The 16937-nt window shown below is 69.5% G+C and carries 11 protein-coding genes; 2 read left to right on the forward strand and 9 right to left on the reverse strand.

Annotated features, from left to right (window positions below; translation table 11 throughout):
* Genes ACSQ18_RS03450 through ACSQ18_RS03465 form a run of 4 tightly spaced genes read right to left on the reverse strand, consistent with a single transcriptional unit; the run spans position 1 to position 5498 of the window.
* Positions 1–1719, reverse strand: coding sequence for a CDP-glycerol glycerophosphotransferase family protein (locus tag ACSQ18_RS03450; protein ID WP_436035744.1), 1719 nt, complete (start codon positions 1717–1719; stop codon positions 1–3).
* 2 nt (positions 1720–1721) lie between these two features.
* Entirely contained in the window at positions 1722–2855 is a 1134-nt protein-coding gene (locus tag ACSQ18_RS03455; RefSeq protein WP_436035746.1) for a CDP-glycerol glycerophosphotransferase family protein, read from the reverse strand.
* Positions 2852–4063, reverse strand: a complete 1212-nt coding sequence (locus tag ACSQ18_RS03460; protein WP_436035748.1) for a polysaccharide pyruvyl transferase family protein — start codon at positions 4061–4063, stop codon at positions 2852–2854. The genes ACSQ18_RS03455 and ACSQ18_RS03460 overlap by 4 nt, the downstream gene beginning before the upstream one ends.
* Positions 4064–4094: 31 nt before the next feature.
* Positions 4095–5498 (reverse strand): SDR family NAD(P)-dependent oxidoreductase, encoded by a 1404-nt coding sequence (locus tag ACSQ18_RS03465; RefSeq protein WP_436035750.1) that lies wholly within the window; start codon positions 5496–5498, stop codon positions 4095–4097.
* A gap of 153 nt (positions 5499–5651) precedes the next feature.
* On the opposite strand from ACSQ18_RS03465, the gene glf reads away from it, so the two are divergent.
* Complete coding sequence (gene glf, locus ACSQ18_RS03470) at positions 5652–6803, forward strand: UDP-galactopyranose mutase (RefSeq protein WP_436035752.1); 1152 nt, start codon at positions 5652–5654, stop codon at positions 6801–6803.
* 7 nt (positions 6804–6810) lie between these two features.
* Here glf and ACSQ18_RS03475 read toward each other — a convergent pair whose 3' ends face one another.
* The 5 genes from ACSQ18_RS03475 to ACSQ18_RS03495 form a co-directional block, all read right to left on the reverse strand.
* On the reverse strand, positions 6811–7896 hold the full coding sequence (locus ACSQ18_RS03475; RefSeq protein WP_436035754.1) for a hypothetical protein: 1086 nt from the start codon (positions 7894–7896) through the stop codon (positions 6811–6813).
* The gene (locus ACSQ18_RS03480; RefSeq protein ID WP_436035756.1) at positions 7893–10268 is read right to left on the reverse strand and encodes a glycosyltransferase family 29 protein; all 2376 of its coding nucleotides are present in this window, start codon (positions 10266–10268) and stop codon (positions 7893–7895) included. Before ACSQ18_RS03480 ends, ACSQ18_RS03475 begins: the two co-directional genes overlap by 4 nt.
* Before the next feature lie 136 nt (positions 10269–10404).
* On the reverse strand, positions 10405–12783 hold the full coding sequence (locus tag ACSQ18_RS03485) for a CDP-glycerol glycerophosphotransferase family protein (protein WP_436035757.1): 2379 nt from the start codon (positions 12781–12783) through the stop codon (positions 10405–10407).
* A 115-nt stretch (positions 12784–12898) separates the two neighbouring features.
* Positions 12899–14206 (reverse strand): O-antigen ligase family protein, encoded by a 1308-nt coding sequence (locus tag ACSQ18_RS03490; RefSeq protein ID WP_436035758.1) that lies wholly within the window; start codon positions 14204–14206, stop codon positions 12899–12901.
* On the reverse strand, positions 14203–15600 hold the full coding sequence (locus ACSQ18_RS03495) for an O-antigen ligase family protein (protein ID WP_436035759.1): 1398 nt from the start codon (positions 15598–15600) through the stop codon (positions 14203–14205). The genes ACSQ18_RS03490 and ACSQ18_RS03495 overlap by 4 nt, the downstream gene beginning before the upstream one ends.
* Positions 15601–15640: 40 nt before the next feature.
* Here ACSQ18_RS03495 and manA point away from each other — a divergent pair, with 40 nt between their 5' ends.
* A complete protein-coding gene (manA, locus tag ACSQ18_RS03500; protein WP_436035760.1) occupies positions 15641–16867 on the forward strand; it encodes a mannose-6-phosphate isomerase, class I in 1227 nt (408 codons plus the stop codon).
* Positions 16868–16937: the final 70 nt, after the last annotated feature.

The following is a 16937-nucleotide window of genomic DNA, read 5'->3' on the forward strand; positions in this document are numbered from 1 at the left end:
TCAGTCTCCTCGACTCGTCGTCGAACTCGTGCCCGGCACTGCGGGCGGTCCTGCCTGCGCCGGGCCCTCCTGCAGGATGAGCCAGTCGATCACCCGGTCGCCGGCTCCCGTGTCGATCCGGTCGAAGTTCTCGGCGCGGAAACGTGCGCGCTTCTCGTCCTCGAAGTCCCCGCGCGTGAGCGCGTCGAGGAGATCGGCGAAGGTCTCGCACACGCGCCCTGGAGCCGTCTCCGCGTATTCGCGGTGGAACCCGCGCGTCGCAGCGTAGACGGCGCGATCGGGAGCGAAGAAGAGCATGGGGCGGTCGAGAAGGGAGAACTCGTAGATGATCGACGAGTAGTCGGTGATGAGCAGGTCGGTCACGTGCAACAGCCCCAGACCGTCGGCGTACTTCGTCACGTCGAAGAAGCGGTCGCGGTAGCGGTCGGGGATGGGGACCGGCTCCGTGACGAAGTGGTGCATGCGGAACAGCACCACGGTGTCGGGTGGGCACGCGGCGGCGAGCGCGTCGAAATCGATCAGCCCGTAGTCGTAGCTCGCGGAGTGGTACGAGGCGCCGCGGAACGTCGGCGCGAACAGGACGATGCGCGTCCCTCGCAGCCGCGGATGCTCCGCGTAGAAGGTCTCGACGGATGCCGCGGTGCGCTCTTCGTCGAGGAACCAGTCGATCCTCGGCAGTCCGGTCGGTATGACCGCTTGCTCCTCGATGCCGAAGGCCTCTGCGTAGACGGGGCGCAGATGCTCGGAGCCGCAGATCGCGAACGTGTACTGCCGGTGGGGCTGGTTCAGGTGCGGCGAGTCCGCGCTGCCGAACCTGCTGTAGCCGACGGACTTGAAGCCGCTGCCGGCGTGCCAGAGCTGGATGACCCGGGTGCGTCTGTCGATCGTGACGGTGTTGAGGAGCCCGAAGTAGTCATCCAGCAGGACGACCTCGCTCGTGGCGAGCAGACGCAGGATGCGGACGGTCGTCAGCCACCCCGTCGTCGCGGGGAGCCGGAACGACGTGCGCAGGTCGAAACGCCGATCCAGGCCTCGTTCGATCATGCGTTCGTGGACGCGGAGGAGATTGCCGCCCATCGTCGCCTGCTGGTCGGAGGCGAACAGGATGCGTCCCGGTTGTGGCCCCCGCACACGAACGATCGCGAGGTAGACCAGCCGTACGAAGCGCTGGCGTAGCCGCAGCTTCCCGACCAGTCCGCGCAGCCGCCCCATCAGCCCTCCGCGCGCGCCCGAACCTCCGCGATGCAAATGGTAGGTGTGAATGAGGAACTCGAGCCTGCTCGGATCCTCCGCGCTCTCGCTCACGCCGTACGAGACGGTCAGGGCGGCGGAGTGGGCGCCGTAGAGGAAGACGCGCGACGCGTCGTCGAGGTCGCCGAGGCTACCGCCGGGGAAGGATGCCACCGCCACGACACGCCCGTCGACCGACGCCCGCACGCGCCACGTTCCGTCGGGCACTGCCCGGCGCTGGGCGAAGTTCGTGACATTGACGTGCACGTGGAAGTGTCCGTCGCCCGCGTCGGTCGCGGGCACCTCGACCACGCGGCGGCCGCTCACGAAGGCGAAGGTGACCGCCGCACCCGTGGTGCCGAACGCCGGGTCTGCCGCTGCGCCATGCGAGGAAAGTCGCAGCCCGATCGTCACGTGGATGCGTTCCCAGGAGATGCTCGTCACCTCGAGGGTGGCGTGGCGATCGATGCCCTGCTGCGGTGCGGTCACGGTTAGCCTCGCCGACCGGAGGGAGCGAGCATGCCCAGCAGCTCATCGACCACGCGCGACGCGGCGCGACCGTCGTCCGCGGAGCCCTGCTCGGCGAGAATCCGCTCGACCCGCTCGCGGTGGCGGGCGTCGTCGAACTGGATCACCTGTTGCACGAGCTGCGCATGCGACGTGGCGCGGGGGAGGGAGCGGAGGTCTTCCGGCTGCGCGGCGCCAGACCCGTGGGTGTCGAAGACGAACGCCGGCCGTCCCGTGAGGAGGAAGTCCGCCAGTGCACCGGGACGGTCGGACATCGCCGCATCCGCGATGAGGAGCAGTTCCTGTTGGTCGGGGTACGGCGTCGCGTCGCGGCAGAAGTACGGGAGACCCGCGAGCACCTGGGCGGAGAGGGATGCCGTGGCCGCCGGGACGCGGATCAGGATCTCCCACGTCCCCCCGAATCGCTCCGAGAGCGCGTCCCGCACCCGCGCGGGATCCAGTCCGCTCACCGAGGAGGGGGTACGACGCGGTGGCGTGTAGAGCAGGAACCGCTGACCGGAGTCGGTCACTCCCAGGCGGTCGAGCACCTTCTTGCGCGCCATGGCGATGCCGTCGGCCGAGGCGTCGACCAGCGGGTCGTTGCGAGGATGACCGAGCGGGGATGCCGGTGCGTCGCGGCCGACGTGAAGCCATTGCTGCGCCCGGGCGCGCACGGCGCCGCTCGCGTGGAGTGCACCGCCTTCGTGGACGACCACTTTCGCGCCTGCGAGCGCACGGAAGTATCGCGCCGTGCCGTAGTGGACGAAATCGAGCTGTCGGGGGAACGGCCCGACCGAGCCGTCGCGGAGCACCCAGGTGATCGTCGCCGCTGGCCCGCGACGCAGCAGCTCCTCCGCGATGTACTTGGCATCCGAGTCGTACTCGCCGGTGGCGCTCATCAGGACGAGCGAGTTTCCGTCGACCGTGGTGCGCGACGCGAGCCGGCGTTTGCCGTATATCGACAGTCGCCGGTCGATGCGACGGGCGATGTTCTCCTGCACGAGGAGCCGAACCCCCCGCACCGTGAGATGGACGGCGCGGACGAGGATTTCGACGAGGCGGAAGGGAGCGCCCACGATCAGCGTCAGCAGCCGGCCCTCGAGGAGTTTGTCCATCATGCGCGCCCCCCGGGCAGATCGTCGAGGAAGCGCACGAGTTGACGTCGCGTGCGCTCCCGCAGCTCGTCGCGGCGCGCGTAGTCGGGATCGGGCAGGTCGTTGTCGACGAGGAGGCGGGCGATCCGGGCGGGATCCAGCTCCTGTTCGGTGAAGTACCGGTCCCGAAGCCCGGTGATCTCGGTGAGGAACTGCAGTTTCTCGCCCCAGATGAGTCCGACGACGGGCACGTCGAGCGCGTAGGCCGTGATCCCGGCGTGCATACGCGCGCTGAGGATGATGTCGAAGTCGCCGACGACGTTGACGAACTCCGCTGACGTCGTCGGCCGGTGCAGCAGCTGCTCCGGTCGGAGGTTCATGTCGGCGACGAGCGACTGGCCGAAGTCCTGGTCGACCTTCATCCCGTTGGAGAAGAGGGCGAAGTCGGCGTCTGCGCGCCGCAGTTCCGCGATCAGCTGGCGGTAGAAGTTCACGACACCGTCCGGCGAGAGCTGGCCGCCGTAGACGGAGAAGTTCTTCGGGTTGAGCAGATTGATGCCGATCCGCGGTGTCGCGCGAGGTTCGCGGGGGCGCCCTGGCTCGAGGATGTCCATCTCGTTCAGCCAGAAGACCGGGTCGCCCACGCGCTCGGTGACGACGCGGTCGGTCTGCATGTACCGCTCGTCGAGGGTGTCGATGTCGTCGCGGGTCGTGATGACCTTCACGTTCTCCGCGTTCAGGGCCGCTTTCAGTCGCTGGCAGCGGATGTCGGTCTCGCTGTAGCCCTCAACGCCCACGGCGTTCATCATGACGGGGATCCCGCGCTTGCGCGCATTGCTGAGGATGAGCTCGTCGATGTAGTTCAGTCCTTGCGTCTTGAACTTGATGAAGCCGCCTCCCGTGAAGACGACGGCATCCACGTCTTTGATGCGCTCCGCGAAGTACCAGCCGAGCTTCGTGCGCCAGTAGAGCGATTGGTAGAGGTAGGCGAACCGGCGACTGCGGACGAGCGAGAGCACGGGACGCTCGAAGACCTTCATGATCGACGCCACTCGATAGTTCACGCGTCGCAGACCCGAGTGGGCGCGGGCTTGCGCGGGATCGACGTCGATGTCGACGAGGATCGTGTCGGGGTCGTGCGTGCGAAGGAGGTACTTGGTGGCCTCCACCAGCAGGTAGTCGCCCACATTCTCGTTGGTCATGAGGCCGACCACGCCGATCGTTCTCCTCATGCGCGGGCCCGCATCGCCCGAGACGACCCGCTCATGCGGATGCCGGTTCCGCGCCGCGCATCGCCGCCACCTGGACGGTGACGATCTGTCCCGTGAGCTCCGACGCGGCCACGTTCAACGTGACCCGAGCGACGTCGGCCGGATCGAGCAGGGAGTCGAGCGGTTCGTCTCCGAACGCCTGGGTGCGCATCGGCGTGTGGGTGCGCTGCGGGTTGATGCAGTTGATACGCACGCGCGACTGCTCCCATTCCTCGGCGAGGGCCTGGGTGAGGTTCACGACGCCCGCCTTCGTGGCCGAGTATGCGCTGTACCCCGCCCTGCCGCGCGTGTAGGAGCTGGACGTGAAGAGCACGACCTGCCCCGATGTCTCGGCGAGGTGGGCGTGCGCCTCGCGGGCCACGATCGCCGGGCCGATGAGGTTCACCTCGATCGTGTCCTTCAGGTCGCGCTTGCGGCTCTCCACGAGCGGAGCGATCCGCAGGACGCCCGCCGTGACGATGACCACGTCGATGCGGCCGACGGCATCCTTCACCTCGGCGAGGGCGCGCCGGACGGCTTTGGCCGACTTGATGTCGGTGCCCGTGGACGTGCGGCTGAACTCCGACACGATGGCGCCCGCCTGCCGCGCCTGCTCCACGATGCTCTCGCCGATGCCGTAGCTGCCGCCGAAGACGACGACGCTCTGGCCGGTGAGATCGGGGACCGACGTCATGCTCTCCAGCGACAGGCTCGCCGACTGGAGCTGGAAGAGCTTGTCGGCGATGTGCACGTCGATCGGCTCGGTGACTTTCATGTTCTCGGCTGTGCCGTCGACGACGTAGATCGGCAGGTCGGGGAGGTAGGTGAATACGACGCCGCAGTCGTCGGTGGCTTTGAATGCGGGATCGCCGGCGGCGATCTCGTAGGCGCGGCGGATGGTGCCGAGCCGGAAGGCCTGCGGAGTCTGCCCGCGGCGGAGCATCGAACGGTCGGGGATGCCGGTGATGATGCGGTTCTCGTCGACGCGGATGATCGTGTCGGCCGAGGGGATCGCGGTGTCGACGGCGTCGAAGTCGTCGAGTGCGCGCACGCAGTCCTCGATGATGCGGTCGTCGATGAACGGCCGCACCGCGTCGTGGAACAGCACCTTGGTGTCGTCGCCCTCGATCGCCGCGATCGCGAGCTGCGTCGTGTCGTTGCGGGTCTCGCCGCCGGGCAGGATGCGGGTGAGCTTGCCGAACCGGTCGTTGTCGAGGAGGTGGTCGAGCTCGCCGATCGCGGCGGCGTTCATCATGATGATGATCTCGTCGATCAGGGGGCTGGCGTCGAGCGCTTCGAGCGTGTGCTCCACAATCGCCTTGCCGGCGATCTTGATGAGCTGCTTCGGGATGCCGAGGCCGACGCGAACGCCGATGCCTCCGGCCAGCACGACAGCGACGGTGCGGGGTGAGCTCACGCACCAATCCTACGGGGCCGGTCTCGGCGACGCCCGCGTGAACGGTGGCGCAACGCCCGGTGAACCACGCTGTATCCGGCGGGACCCGCCGGGAAGGCTTCGTAGGATCGTGGGGCGGGGCAGGGCGCCGCGCGTCAGAAAAGGGCACTGTTCATGGATCTCCTCGTCGTCGGCTCCGGGTTCTTCGGCCTCACGATCGCGGAGCGTGCGGCATCCGCGGGTCGCCGCGTGACCGTCATCGACCGTCGCGACCATCTGGGTGGCAATGCCTACAGCGAGGTGGACGCCGAGACGGGAGTGGAGGTGCACCGCTACGGCGCGCACCTCTTCCACACGTCGAACCCCACCGTCTGGGAGTACGTCTCCCGCTTTACGGCGTTCACGGACTACGTCCACCGCGTGTACACGAATCACCGCGGCGTCGTGTATCCGCTCCCGATCAACCTCGGCACCATCAATCAGTTCTTCCAGGCGGCACACTCACCGACACAGGCCCGTGCGCTCATCCAGGACCTTGCCGGCGAGTTCGATCCGAAGTCCGCCCAGAACCTCGAAGAGCGTGCGATCGGGCTTATCGGGCGACCGCTCTACGAAGCGTTCATCCGCGACTACACGGCCAAGCAGTGGCAGACCGATCCGCGGGATCTGCCGGCCGAGATCATCAGCCGCCTCCCTGTGCGCTACACCTACGACAACCGCTACTTCAGCGACACGTGGGAGGGACTGCCCGTCGACGGCTACACGGCGTGGCTCGAACGCATGGCCGATCACCCGAACATCGAGGTGAAGCTGGGCGTGGACTTCTTCGACGAGGCGCAGCCTCTGCACAAGAGCGCCGTGGTGGGGCAGGTTCCCCTCGTGTACACCGGACCGATCGACCGCTACTTCGACCACGCCGAGGGCGCGCTGTCGTGGCGGACGCTCGACTTCGAGCGCGAGGTCGTGCCGGTGCGGGACTTCCAGGGCACGAGCGTCATGAATTACGCGGATGCCGACGTGCCCTTCACCCGCATCCATGAGTTCCGTCACTTCCATCCCGAGCGAGACGAGCGGCACGCGCAGGATCGCACGGTCATCATGCGCGAGTTCTCGCGCTTCGCCGAGAACTCGGACGAGCCCTACTACCCCGTGAACACCGCCGCCGATCGTGCCCGGCTGCTGGCCTACCGCGAGCTGGCGCGCGGCGAGGGCGACGTCCACTTCGGTGGGCGGCTGGGCACCTACCAGTACCTCGACATGCACATGGCGATCGGCGCCGCGCTGTCGATGTGGCGCAACGATCTGGCGCGAGCCGAAGAGCTCTGAGCTCCGCTCACCGCAACGCGTCGGCGAACGCGTCGGCCTGGCTCTGAAGCTGCGCCCACAGCTCCTCGCGTCGAGCGGCGATGCGCGCGGCCAGCCGGTCCTCCTGCGCGATGAACCGCGAGAGGGTCGCGATCATCCGGTCGGCGGTCTGCTCGAGCTGACGGTGCGTCATCGTGGTCGCGCGGGGCACCGCACAGAGGAACTCGTCATCGCCGAAGTAGTCCTTCGGCATCCCTCGCCGCGCACCCATCCCGATGAAGGCGGCGGGCTTGTCGAAGGCGAGGAACGGCAGCCAGCCGTGCAGCCGCTTCCCAAATGCGAACCGACAGTCGGCGTAGCGCTGGGCGAACGACGGATGCCGCGACAGTGCCTCGTTGAACCCCTCGTGGAACTCGCGGCCCTCTTTCTCGGCGCGAAGCAGATCGCCGAAGTACGGTTCGTCGATGTCGATCAGCGGGAACAGGTCGAGCATCTGCCGGTTGGAGTCGCCCGAGGCGTTGACCATGGAGCGCACCTCTAGGCCGTGCGCCGCCGCGAAGTCGGCGAACCGTCGCAGGGGGTGGTCGGCGATGTTGTCGGGGGTGAAGAGGAAGCTGTCGAAGTTCACGACGACGACGTCGCGGTGGGCGGCGGTGGCGTCGGAGAGGCGGTCGGTGAACAGCGACGCGCACGGGGCCCACTCCGGGCTCGTCACCGGGCCGACCTGACGGATGAAGTCGGCCTCCCGCGTGGCTCGCACGACGATCTGGGGGGCACGGGAGGTCACCCGTCGGACGGCGGCGACCTCGTCGGGCGTGGGCGCTTGCAGGATGCCGGTGGACCAGAGGGAGAACTGCGACGACTCGAAGCGGTCCCACTGCTTGGCGAGCTTGGCGTGCAGGTGGCGTGACGAGTTGGTCTGGACGAACAGTCCGCCCGGGCCGATCACGACGTTCTCCGGCGACGGTGCGCCCTTCGAGAGGTACTCCGGCGAGCTGACGACCCGGAGGTCGAGGTCGATGCGCCCGGCGAACAGCTCGCGGGTGACGTCGTGCAGGAGCGCATCGCCGGCATTGCCCCGCACTCCGCAGGTGATCCAGAGGGCCTTCTTCACGCGAGGTCTCCCGCCTGTGCGTCCGCAGCGGGGAGGAGCTGGGCGTGCGCGAGCTCCTCGTGGAGCATCCGCCGGTAGCGCTCCGTGAACCGCTCGAGCGAGAAGTGTTCCTCGAACACGGCCCGGTTGCGTTCACCCCACATCGCCCGGTCGCGCGTCTCGAGCACCCGACAGGCATCCTGGATCGTGCCCTCGTCGACGAACAGCACGTTGCTGCCGAGGTCGACCTCGACGTTGCCGCCGACGGGGGAGAGGAGGAGAGCCTTTCCGGCGCGCATGGCCTCCAGGGTGGCGAGATCGAAGATCGCGTTGCGGTGCATCATGACGTAGTAGTCGGCGTAGTCCATGAGGGCCAGGAGCCGGTCGTGGGTCGTGCGGGTGCCGACGAGGCGTGCCGTGAAGGGCCAGGTGTCGCGCTGCCGTTCGAGGTCGTCGAAGCGCGACCGATCGGAGGCGGCGCCGATCGCGATCCAGACGACCTTCCGCCCCGACAGCTCAGCGTGTCGTGCGAGCAGGGCCGGGATGCGGTCGAGCCCCTTGTCGTCGTTGAAGTCGCCGACGCTGAGGAAGACGTCGGTGTCGTCGCCCCGCGGCGGCAGGTCGAGGTCCCGCGCGAGCTCCTCCAGGAGCGCCCGCCGTCCGTCGGTCTCCGCGGCGTGATCGACGGCGGAGACCGTGTTGTAGAGCGCGCTGTCGGCGAAGTTCGTCGCCGCGACGCCGCTGCGGGAGGTGGCGAGATACGTGTCGCGCGCGCCGATGCTCGGGAAGAAGACGCGCTGGGCATTGTCGAGGATCAGCTTCTCCAGCGCCTCGGCGACGTGCGTCTCGTGCGGGGTCGGGGTGCGTCCGATCGAGCGCATCTCCTGCAGCGTGCTGCCCTGCTGGTGGTAGACGAGGACGTACGGGATGCCGAGGCGATACGCACCGTAGGCCGTACCCAGTTCGTGGGCGACGAGCAGCACGCCGCCCGCATCGCGCGCGGCGAGCACGTCGGGATGCGTGCGGATGTACTCGCTCGCCTCGATGATCTGCGCGATCTTCGTGCTGAGGCCCGCGGTCGTCGACGCGAGCCCGTTGCGCAGCGACTCACGGTCGGGGGGCAGGAAGAGGTACTCCATGCGGACGCGACCGTCGCGCTCGCCGAGCGCGAGACGCTGCGTCGCCAGCACGCCGCCCGGTCCTCCGGTCTTGCCCGTCGCCGGGTCGTATTCGCGGTACGCGCACGCGAACACCGTCACATCGGTCGACCCGAGGGTCGCGTCCGTCTGTGGAGGCGTGTCGCGCTCGGTGACGATGTGCTCGATGAGGAGGGAACGCAGGAACGCGCCCTCGGCCTCGGCGTCGTGGCGGGACGCCATGTCTCCCAGGGTGTCGAAGTAGTGGCCCTGATCGCCGCCGTCGATGCTGGAGAAGCCGTACACGTCGACGCCCGCGAGCGACCCCCGGCTCTCCGCGAGCATCCAGAGGATCTGGGCACCGGAGGTGGGAAGCAGCAGTCCCGAGCGGCGGTGCAGCCGCTCCTTCGTGCCGGTGTCGATGTGCGTCACGCGATCGGGAGAGAACAGGGTGTCGCGGTAGAGGATGTCCGCGTGCTCGGGCACCTCCAGGAGGTTGCGGAAGAAGTCCATCTCCCACACGACGAGGGCGCCCGTATCGACGGCCACGCGGTCGCGAACGTCGCGGTGCGCTCCCCGCACCCACACGTCGGTGCGCCGGCCGTAGTCGGCCTCGTAGCCGGCGGGGTGGTTGTTGAAGCGGATGACGACGTCGTGCGCGTCGATCTCGGCGCCTCGACCCGATCCGATCCCGCCGGGACCGTTGCCCACGACCGCGACGGTGCGGCCGGCGACGAGGTCGGCGAACAGGCGCCGCTCACTGTTGCGTCGAAGCACGTCGGCCACCTGGGAGGCCCGTGCGAGACCGTCGTCTGCGATGCGCAGTTCGGTCGCGAACTGCGCCACGGGCAGGCACCGTGCGAGTTCCGACAGGGGGAGCCCGCGCGCGACGTAGGTGCGCAGCAGCTGTTCGGCGGCCGGGCGGTCACCGGCCTCGAGGAGCACACCCGCGTACACGGCCCACATCGCCGGCGGGAGGAGGTGCCAGGCAGCGGAGTTGCGGAGCATGGCACGGGCACGGTCGAGGAGGAAGGGCGTCGCCCCCTGATCGCGCCACTCCACACGCGCCAGCGTGAGGTCGTCGGTCACGCGGCGTGTCTGCGGGGTCGCCACGCCGCGCCGGCGACCGCGCGGCGTGAGGAGAGTCACGAGTCGGGTTCGTCCGCGGCGGAGGCGGCCGCGCCACGCGGTACGCAGCGGGCGGGACCGGCGTGCGAGCGCACGCAGCAGGGGGACCTTCCGGGCGAGTTTCTTCATGCGACCTGTCTCGTTCGGGCGCCGTCGCAGACGACGTGCGGCGCGGGATCGAGGGATCATAGCCGACCGATGTGGCGCGTCGGCGACGCGGAGATGGACCCCGGGTTGACGAGGCCTCAGGCCCGCGAAGGGACGGTCAGCGGCCCGTCGTGGCAGCGACGACACGAGCGGCGATCGCGTCTGCGCAGACCGTCGCTCCCGCTCGCGGTTCGGGATCGCCGGGAACCTGGACCCACCGACGGGCGAACGCCGCGGCATCCGCAGGTGTCGCCTTCCCGGCGGCGACCGCCGCGGCCAACTCCGGCACGGTGCGCACGATCGGCCCAGGCAGGTCTCGCCGGTAGTCGAGGTAGAAGTCGCGCGAGGCGAGGTACTCGTCGAGATCGGGGACGAGGAAGTAGCTCGGCACGCCGACGACGGCCGCCTCGTACAGCGCGGAGGAGTAGTCGGTGATGAAGACGTCGGCGATCAGCATCATCTCCTGCGTGGAGAACCCGTCGGCGGTGTCCACGCCGCCGCCGAAGCGCCCGTGCATGAGGGGGTGGAGTTTCACGACGGTGTGGATGCCGTGAGCGCGCAGGGCTTCGCCGAGACCGGCCGCATCGACGGTCACCGTGCCGTCGAGCCGGAAGGTGGGCGCGAACACCGCGACGCGCGCCCCGCGAAGGTGCGGGTGGCGCGCATAGATCCGCTCGCGCGTCTGGGCGGCACGCGCGGGATCGCGGAGGCGGTCGACGCGGGGGAGCGGTGCCACCACGACGCGGGACACATCGGTGCCGAAGGCCTCCGCGTAGGCGCCGCGGCACTCCTCGGCGCTCGTGAGCACGACGTCGTAGCCCTCGTGCATGCGCATCGCCTTCGCGAGGCGGGCGTCGCGGCCCTCCTCCTGGCCGAGGATGCTGAGCCCGAACTTCTTGAACGCTCCCAGCGCGTGCCAGATCTGCATCACGGTGAGGGAGTCCTTGTGGTGGAGGACGCTCGCCACGATCGAGTACGTGTCGACGATCAGAACCCTCGCCGTGGCCACCTGGTAGAGCTGAGCCAGCATATGGATGCTGTAGCGCACCTTGCCCGCCAGACCGGGCGGCACCATGCGCACCATCGACACGACGCGCACCGACGGAGCGAGCGCCGTGATGGCATCCCGGAGATCGGCGAAGTCGGCCGGCTCCTCGGGATGCTCCCGACTGATCATCACGACTTTGCGCTGCGCAGGCAGCAGCTTGAGGGGTGTGTAGGCGATCGCCAGGCCCACCCGGGCGAGGGCTGCCACCGCGAGCTGTCCGCCGATGCGGCCCCGCACGCGCGTGGGCGCCGGGCTGCCGCCGGGAGCGACCGCCGCGGTGTCGACGTCGGCGCGTCGGGCCAGGATGATCTCGCGCGTGATCCGTTCGCTCGAGCGTCCGTCGCACGCGGACATGAACCGCTCGCGGAATGCATCGGCGTCGGCGCCGACTGTGGCGGTGCGGATCGCGGACGCCAGGTTCTCGCCCTCGCGCACGAGCGGGCCGGTGACGTACGCCTCGAACGGGTAGTAGAAGTCCCGCGCCGCCGTGTACTCCTCCAGATCGGGGCAGAAGAAGACGATGGGTCGGCGCAGCAGCGAGTACTCGAAGATCGCCGAGGAGTAGTCGGTCACGAGCACGTCGGCGGCCATGAGCAGCTCGTTCAGCTCGCGCTCGCCGGACACGTCCAGCACACCCGTGACGTGCGGGCGCTGCACCTCCAGCGGGGTGACGAAGGGGTGCATCTTGACCATGACGACCCACTCGTCGCCCAGATCGGCCGCGAGCTTCTCCCACGGCACCGCGTCGACGTCGTACGTCGCCGTGAGCTGGCCGTTCCCGCGGAACGTCGGGGCGAAGAGGGCGATCTTCTGCGACTTCTTGATGCCGTAGCGCTTGCGCAGCGCGGCAGCCGTGCGCTGCACGCCGTCGTCGTCGAAGAAGACGTCGGTGCGCGGCACCCCGAGCGCGTGCACGCGCTCGACGTCGATCGCGAACGCCTCCGCGTAGTCGCTGCGGATGCTCTCTGCGCTGACGCTCGCGTCGGTGTAGTTGCGGTGGGCCAGCGACCCCGGGAGCGGTCCCCCGGGAAGGCCTTCGCGACTCCAGCCCACCCGCTTGAAGGCGCCCGCGGCATGCCAGACCTGGAGGAGGCGCGTCTCGCTCCGGAGGCGCAGCGGGTAGATCAGCGGGTAGAAGTCGTCGACGACGACGGTCTGCGCCGTTGCGATCAGCCACGGGAGGCGCACGAGGTCGCTCAGGGGACGCCGCGCACGCAGGCGTCGCTTGAAGACGCCGCGGATGTCGGCATCCGGTTGCTGGCGACGGATCTCCGCCTCCAAGAAGGCGAAGTTGCCCGTGAAGCCGGCGCGGGAGTCGGAGAGGAAGAGCACGCGGCCCGGGCGGACCGGGCGGGTTCGTCGTGCGATCGCATAGGCGAGGATGTAGGGCGCGAACCGCCACTTCTGCAGGAACGCGCTCCCTCGCAGCATGCTGCGCAGTGTGGGCACGGAAACCTCCAGGTGGGACGACGAACCCGGCCAATCCTAGTTGTCGGGTCGATGTGCGAACGCTGAGCCGTCGGCGGCGCGCGGCCGTATGCGGGGGAGGGCGGCGGTGTGGAGCCTAGGGGACGGTGCCGCGCGGCATCCGCCATCCCGGTGACTCCGGTCCGGTGTCGAGCCCGCTGCGCCACCCGCGCACGAGCGAGGCTCGGGTCGCGCAGACGACGAGGAGGAACCAGCCGAAGCCGCCCAGCAGCGAACTGGTCACGACCGAGTCGGCGAGCAGGGTGATGATCACCAGGGCCGGCCACGTGTAGACGGTGGAGCGACGCTCGGATGCCGTCACCCACGCGCGGGCGAGCGCGAGCCCGGCGAATCCGACGAACAGGACGACGCCGACCGCGCCGGCCTGCAGCAGCACGTCCATCCACGCGTTCAGCGCCGACCCGTGCTCGCGGCCGGTGGCTCCGCGGATGAAGTAGTAGGGCATCAGGTTGTCGGGCCAGCTGCCGACCCAGCCCCAGCCTTGGACGGGCCGCAGCGCCGCCATGTCGAGGATCTCGTTCCACAGGCGCGACCGGGTGAGGAAGTCGGGCTCCGCGTTGAGCCAGTACACGATCGGGCGCCGGAAGGTGAAGACGAGGATGCCGCCGATCGCGAGCGCCCCGGCGATCGCCCACTGCAGGGCCGTCCGACGCTCCGGCGGCGTGCGGCGGACGATCGCGAGGATGCCGGTGGCGAGCCCCGCGATGAGCGCCATGCCCAGCACGATCGGCGAGTCGGTGAAGACGGCCAGGAGGCAGGCGAGCACGACCGAGAAGACCGACAGTCCGGTGCTGACCGAGCGGGTCCGCCACTCCACGAGGAACGTGATCAGCGCGAGGATCGTGACGAGGCCGAGCATCGTCCGGGTGCCGAACAGTCCCTGGATGGGGCCGCCCTCGGCGAGGTTCCCCGCGATGCCCAGGAACGGCACGGGAAGGTCGAGCAGGATGCCGCTGAGGATCTCGATCGCGAGCGAGCCCACCAGGAGCGCCCGCAGCACGTCTCCCGTCGCGCGCACCGTCTGCAGCGTGTCGCGGAACTGCGCCACCACGACGGCAAGGAAGGTCGGCGCGGCGATTTGGAGCCAGCCGCCGAGCGTCGCGCCCGTGGACCGCGACCAGAAGACGGTCAGCAACAGCCAGAGCAGGAACAGCAGCAGCAGGGTGGGCATGATCTCGAACACGCGCAGCTCTCGCCGGCGCGCCACGATCATGCCGGCGCCGATGACGCATAGGCCCGTGATGACGGCGCCGTAGCCGGCATCCCCCATCAGCTGCCGCAGCAGGTGAGTCGAGAAGAGGGCGCCGATCGTCACCGTCGTGAAGGCGGCCGCGAGCGCGGAGGACCGCAGGAAATCCAGGGTGGCGCGCCGGAGGGTCGTCATCGCTCCGCGAGCCGCTCACCCTGCTCGCCCGCCAGCCGCTGCTCGGACGGGCCGCGTCCCACGAGGGGAGCCTGCTTGATCTTGAACGCGAACATGATGAGGAACATCCAGCCCCAGTTCAAGAGCGGTGTCGACTCGGCGAGCCCCTGCACGAGCAGCTGCGCCGCGGTGAGGGTGGGAAGGAGCGTGAGGGCGGCGTACGGCCGGTCGGCGACGAGGTCCCAGCGGGGGCGGTCCACGGCGAAGAACCAGGAGCGCCAGATGAATGCCAGGTAGGTGAGCGCCATGAGGGTGACGCCGACGGCGCCGAGTTGGAGGAAGACGTCCAGCCACATGTTGTGGGCCTGCATGACGGTCTCGCCGTGGTCGACGATCCACCCGTCGAAGAAGGGGTCGGTCGGCACCCACGGGGTCGCGAATCCCCAGCCGAAGACGGGACGCTCGCTGGCTCGCGCCGCGACCGCGCCCCAGATCGACTCGCGCCCCGTGAGGTCGGCCGACCGCCCGAGAAGGCGGAAGACCGTGTCGCGGGCGAGCCAGAGCGCGCCGAGTCCGCCCACGGCGATCACGGCGTACGCGATGTAGTACCGCGTGCGTTCCCCCGGACGCCGGGTGGTGCGCATGAGGAGGGCGGTGGCGAGGACGACGACGGTGAAAGCCGCGGCGAGGTACGCCGTGGCGGAACCCGCGCGCACGAAGAGGAACGCGGCCAGCGCGATCCAGCCCACGAGGAGCGCCCGGCGGGGGGTCTTGGAGGCGATGCGGATGCCGAAGACCACTATGCCGAGCAGGGCGACGTAGGCCAGGGCGTTGGAGTTGCCGAAGAGCCCTTGGATGCGACCGCCGTCGAAGAGGTTGTCGCGGCTCCACAAGATGATCGGGTCGTATTCGCCGACGGGGCGAACGAACCTCGGAAGGATGGGACCGCCCCACACGAGGGACACCCACAGCTCGAACACGAGCGACAGCCCGAGGATCCACTTGAGGGCCGACGCGATGGCGCGCACGAGTTCCCGCCACGTCAGGACGGCCGCGATGAGGCCGCCGTGCACCGTGAGCGACAGGACGAGCCCCAGGGTGAGCGCGCTCGTCGACGGCCACGCCGACCACGCGAGCGAGGACACCGCCAGCGCGAGGTAGGACACGGCGAACCACGGGAGGCGGCGCCACTGCACGACGGGACGCAACACGATCCACAGGATCAGGGAGACGATCGCGGAGCCGTACACGGCCGCAGCCGTGCCGACCGCGCCGAACAGCATGAGCAGGCTCGTGCCGCCGAGGCCCCCCGCCAGCACGAGGATGCACCAGCCGCGCAGCAGCAGGTGGCCCGTGGTCTCCCGGACGGGCGCTGCCGGCGGTGCGGCGATGGGGTGCTGGGTGTGGGGGCTCATGTGCTCCTCAGGGTATCGCGGGCCGCTCTAGGCTGAGCATGTGCTGATCCCCATCGCCAATGAACCGCGCGCATATTCGTGGGGGTCGCCCACCCTCATCCCCGGTCTGGTCGGACGTGAGCCGACCGGTCTGCCGGAAGCGGAGATCTGGTACGGCGACCACCCGGGGAGCCCTTCGCGCGCCCCCGACGGCCGCACGCTCGACGCCGTGCTGGCCGGGGAGGGTGCTCCGCCGCTGCCGTACCTGCTGAAGGTGCTCGCCGCGGGCATGTCCCTGTCGATTCAGGCGCACCCCTCGAAGGCCGAAGCCGAGGAGGGATACGCGCGGGAAGAGGCCGCCGACATCCCGCGCGACGCCGACGACCGCACCTACCGCGACGCCAACCACAAGCCGGAGATCATCGTCGCGCTCAGCGATCGCTTCCGTGCGCTCGTGGGTTTGCGCGAGGTCGATGCGACGCTCCGGCTGCTCGATGCCCTCCCGTCCGCTCCCGGTGTCGTCGCGGTGCGAGACCGGATCGCCGCCGGCGAGCCGCCCGCGGCCCTGCGCGATGTGCTCGCATGGGTGCTCTCCGGCGACGCGGGCGACGCCGTGTCGGATGTCGTCGCGGCGCTGAGCTCCGCCGACAGCGCCGAGTTCGCCGCCGAGCTCGAGGTGCTGCGCCGCATCGCCGCCGATTTCCCCGGCGACCCCGGCGTCGTCGTCGCGCTGCTCATGAACCTCGTCGAGTTGCGTGCGGGCGAGGCGCTGTTCGCCCCCGCCGGTGTGCTGCACGCCTACCAGGAGGGGCTCGGCGTCGAGCTGATGGCCGCGAGCGACAACGTCCTGCGCGGCGGACTCACGCCCAAGCACGTTGACGTCGCCGAGCTCCTGCGGATCGTCGACACGACGCCCGGTCCGGCTCCGCGCGTCGTGCCGTCGCGCGACGGCGCCGTAGCGGTCTACGACGCCGGCGTGCCCGACTTCCTCCTGCAGCGCGCGGAGGTGACAGCGGATGCCGAGGCCTCGTTGCCCGTCACCGGTCCGACGATCGCCCTCGTCGTCCGCGGACGCGTCGATGTGGTGAGCGGGGGCGAGGAGGCAACCCTGGCGGCAGGTGAGGCCGCATTCCTCAGCGCCGAGTCGGGAGAGGTCGTCCTGCGCGGCGACGGCGAGGTTTTCCTCGCCCGACCGGGGAAGCCCTGGCCTCCGCCCGTCGGCGCGACACGCGCACGGCGCGCCGTGAAGGTTCAATCACGCGTTGAGGGTTTACGATCTGCGACTTGACCTCACCGAATGACAAGGGTGTAATTATCCCAACACGCGCAACAGCGCGAGGCGAAACAGGTGGGAGAGC

This window comes from Microbacterium sp. LjRoot45, assembly GCF_964253325.1.
In the GTDB taxonomy this organism is placed as follows: Bacteria; Actinomycetota; Actinomycetes; order Actinomycetales; family Microbacteriaceae; genus Microbacterium.

Excerpts from the sequence above, each read along its gene's own strand:
- ACSQ18_RS03460 (WP_436035748.1), bottom strand. The coding sequence starts at position 4,063 with ATGAGGAGAACGATCGGCGTGGTCGGCCTCATGACCAACGAGAATGTG.
- glf (WP_436035752.1), top strand. The coding sequence starts at position 5,652 with ATGGATCTCCTCGTCGTCGGCTCCGGGTTCTTCGGCCTCACGATCGCG.
- ACSQ18_RS03495 (WP_436035759.1), bottom strand. The coding sequence starts at position 15,600 with ATGAGCCCCCACACCCAGCACCCCATCGCCGCACCGCCGGCAGCGCCC.
- ACSQ18_RS03490 (WP_436035758.1), bottom strand. The coding sequence starts at position 14,206 with ATGACGACCCTCCGGCGCGCCACCCTGGATTTCCTGCGGTCCTCCGCG.
- ACSQ18_RS03455 (WP_436035746.1), bottom strand. The coding sequence starts at position 2,855 with ATGATGGACAAACTCCTCGAGGGCCGGCTGCTGACGCTGATCGTGGGC.
- ACSQ18_RS03480 (WP_436035756.1), bottom strand. The coding sequence starts at position 10,268 with ATGAAGAAACTCGCCCGGAAGGTCCCCCTGCTGCGTGCGCTCGCACGC.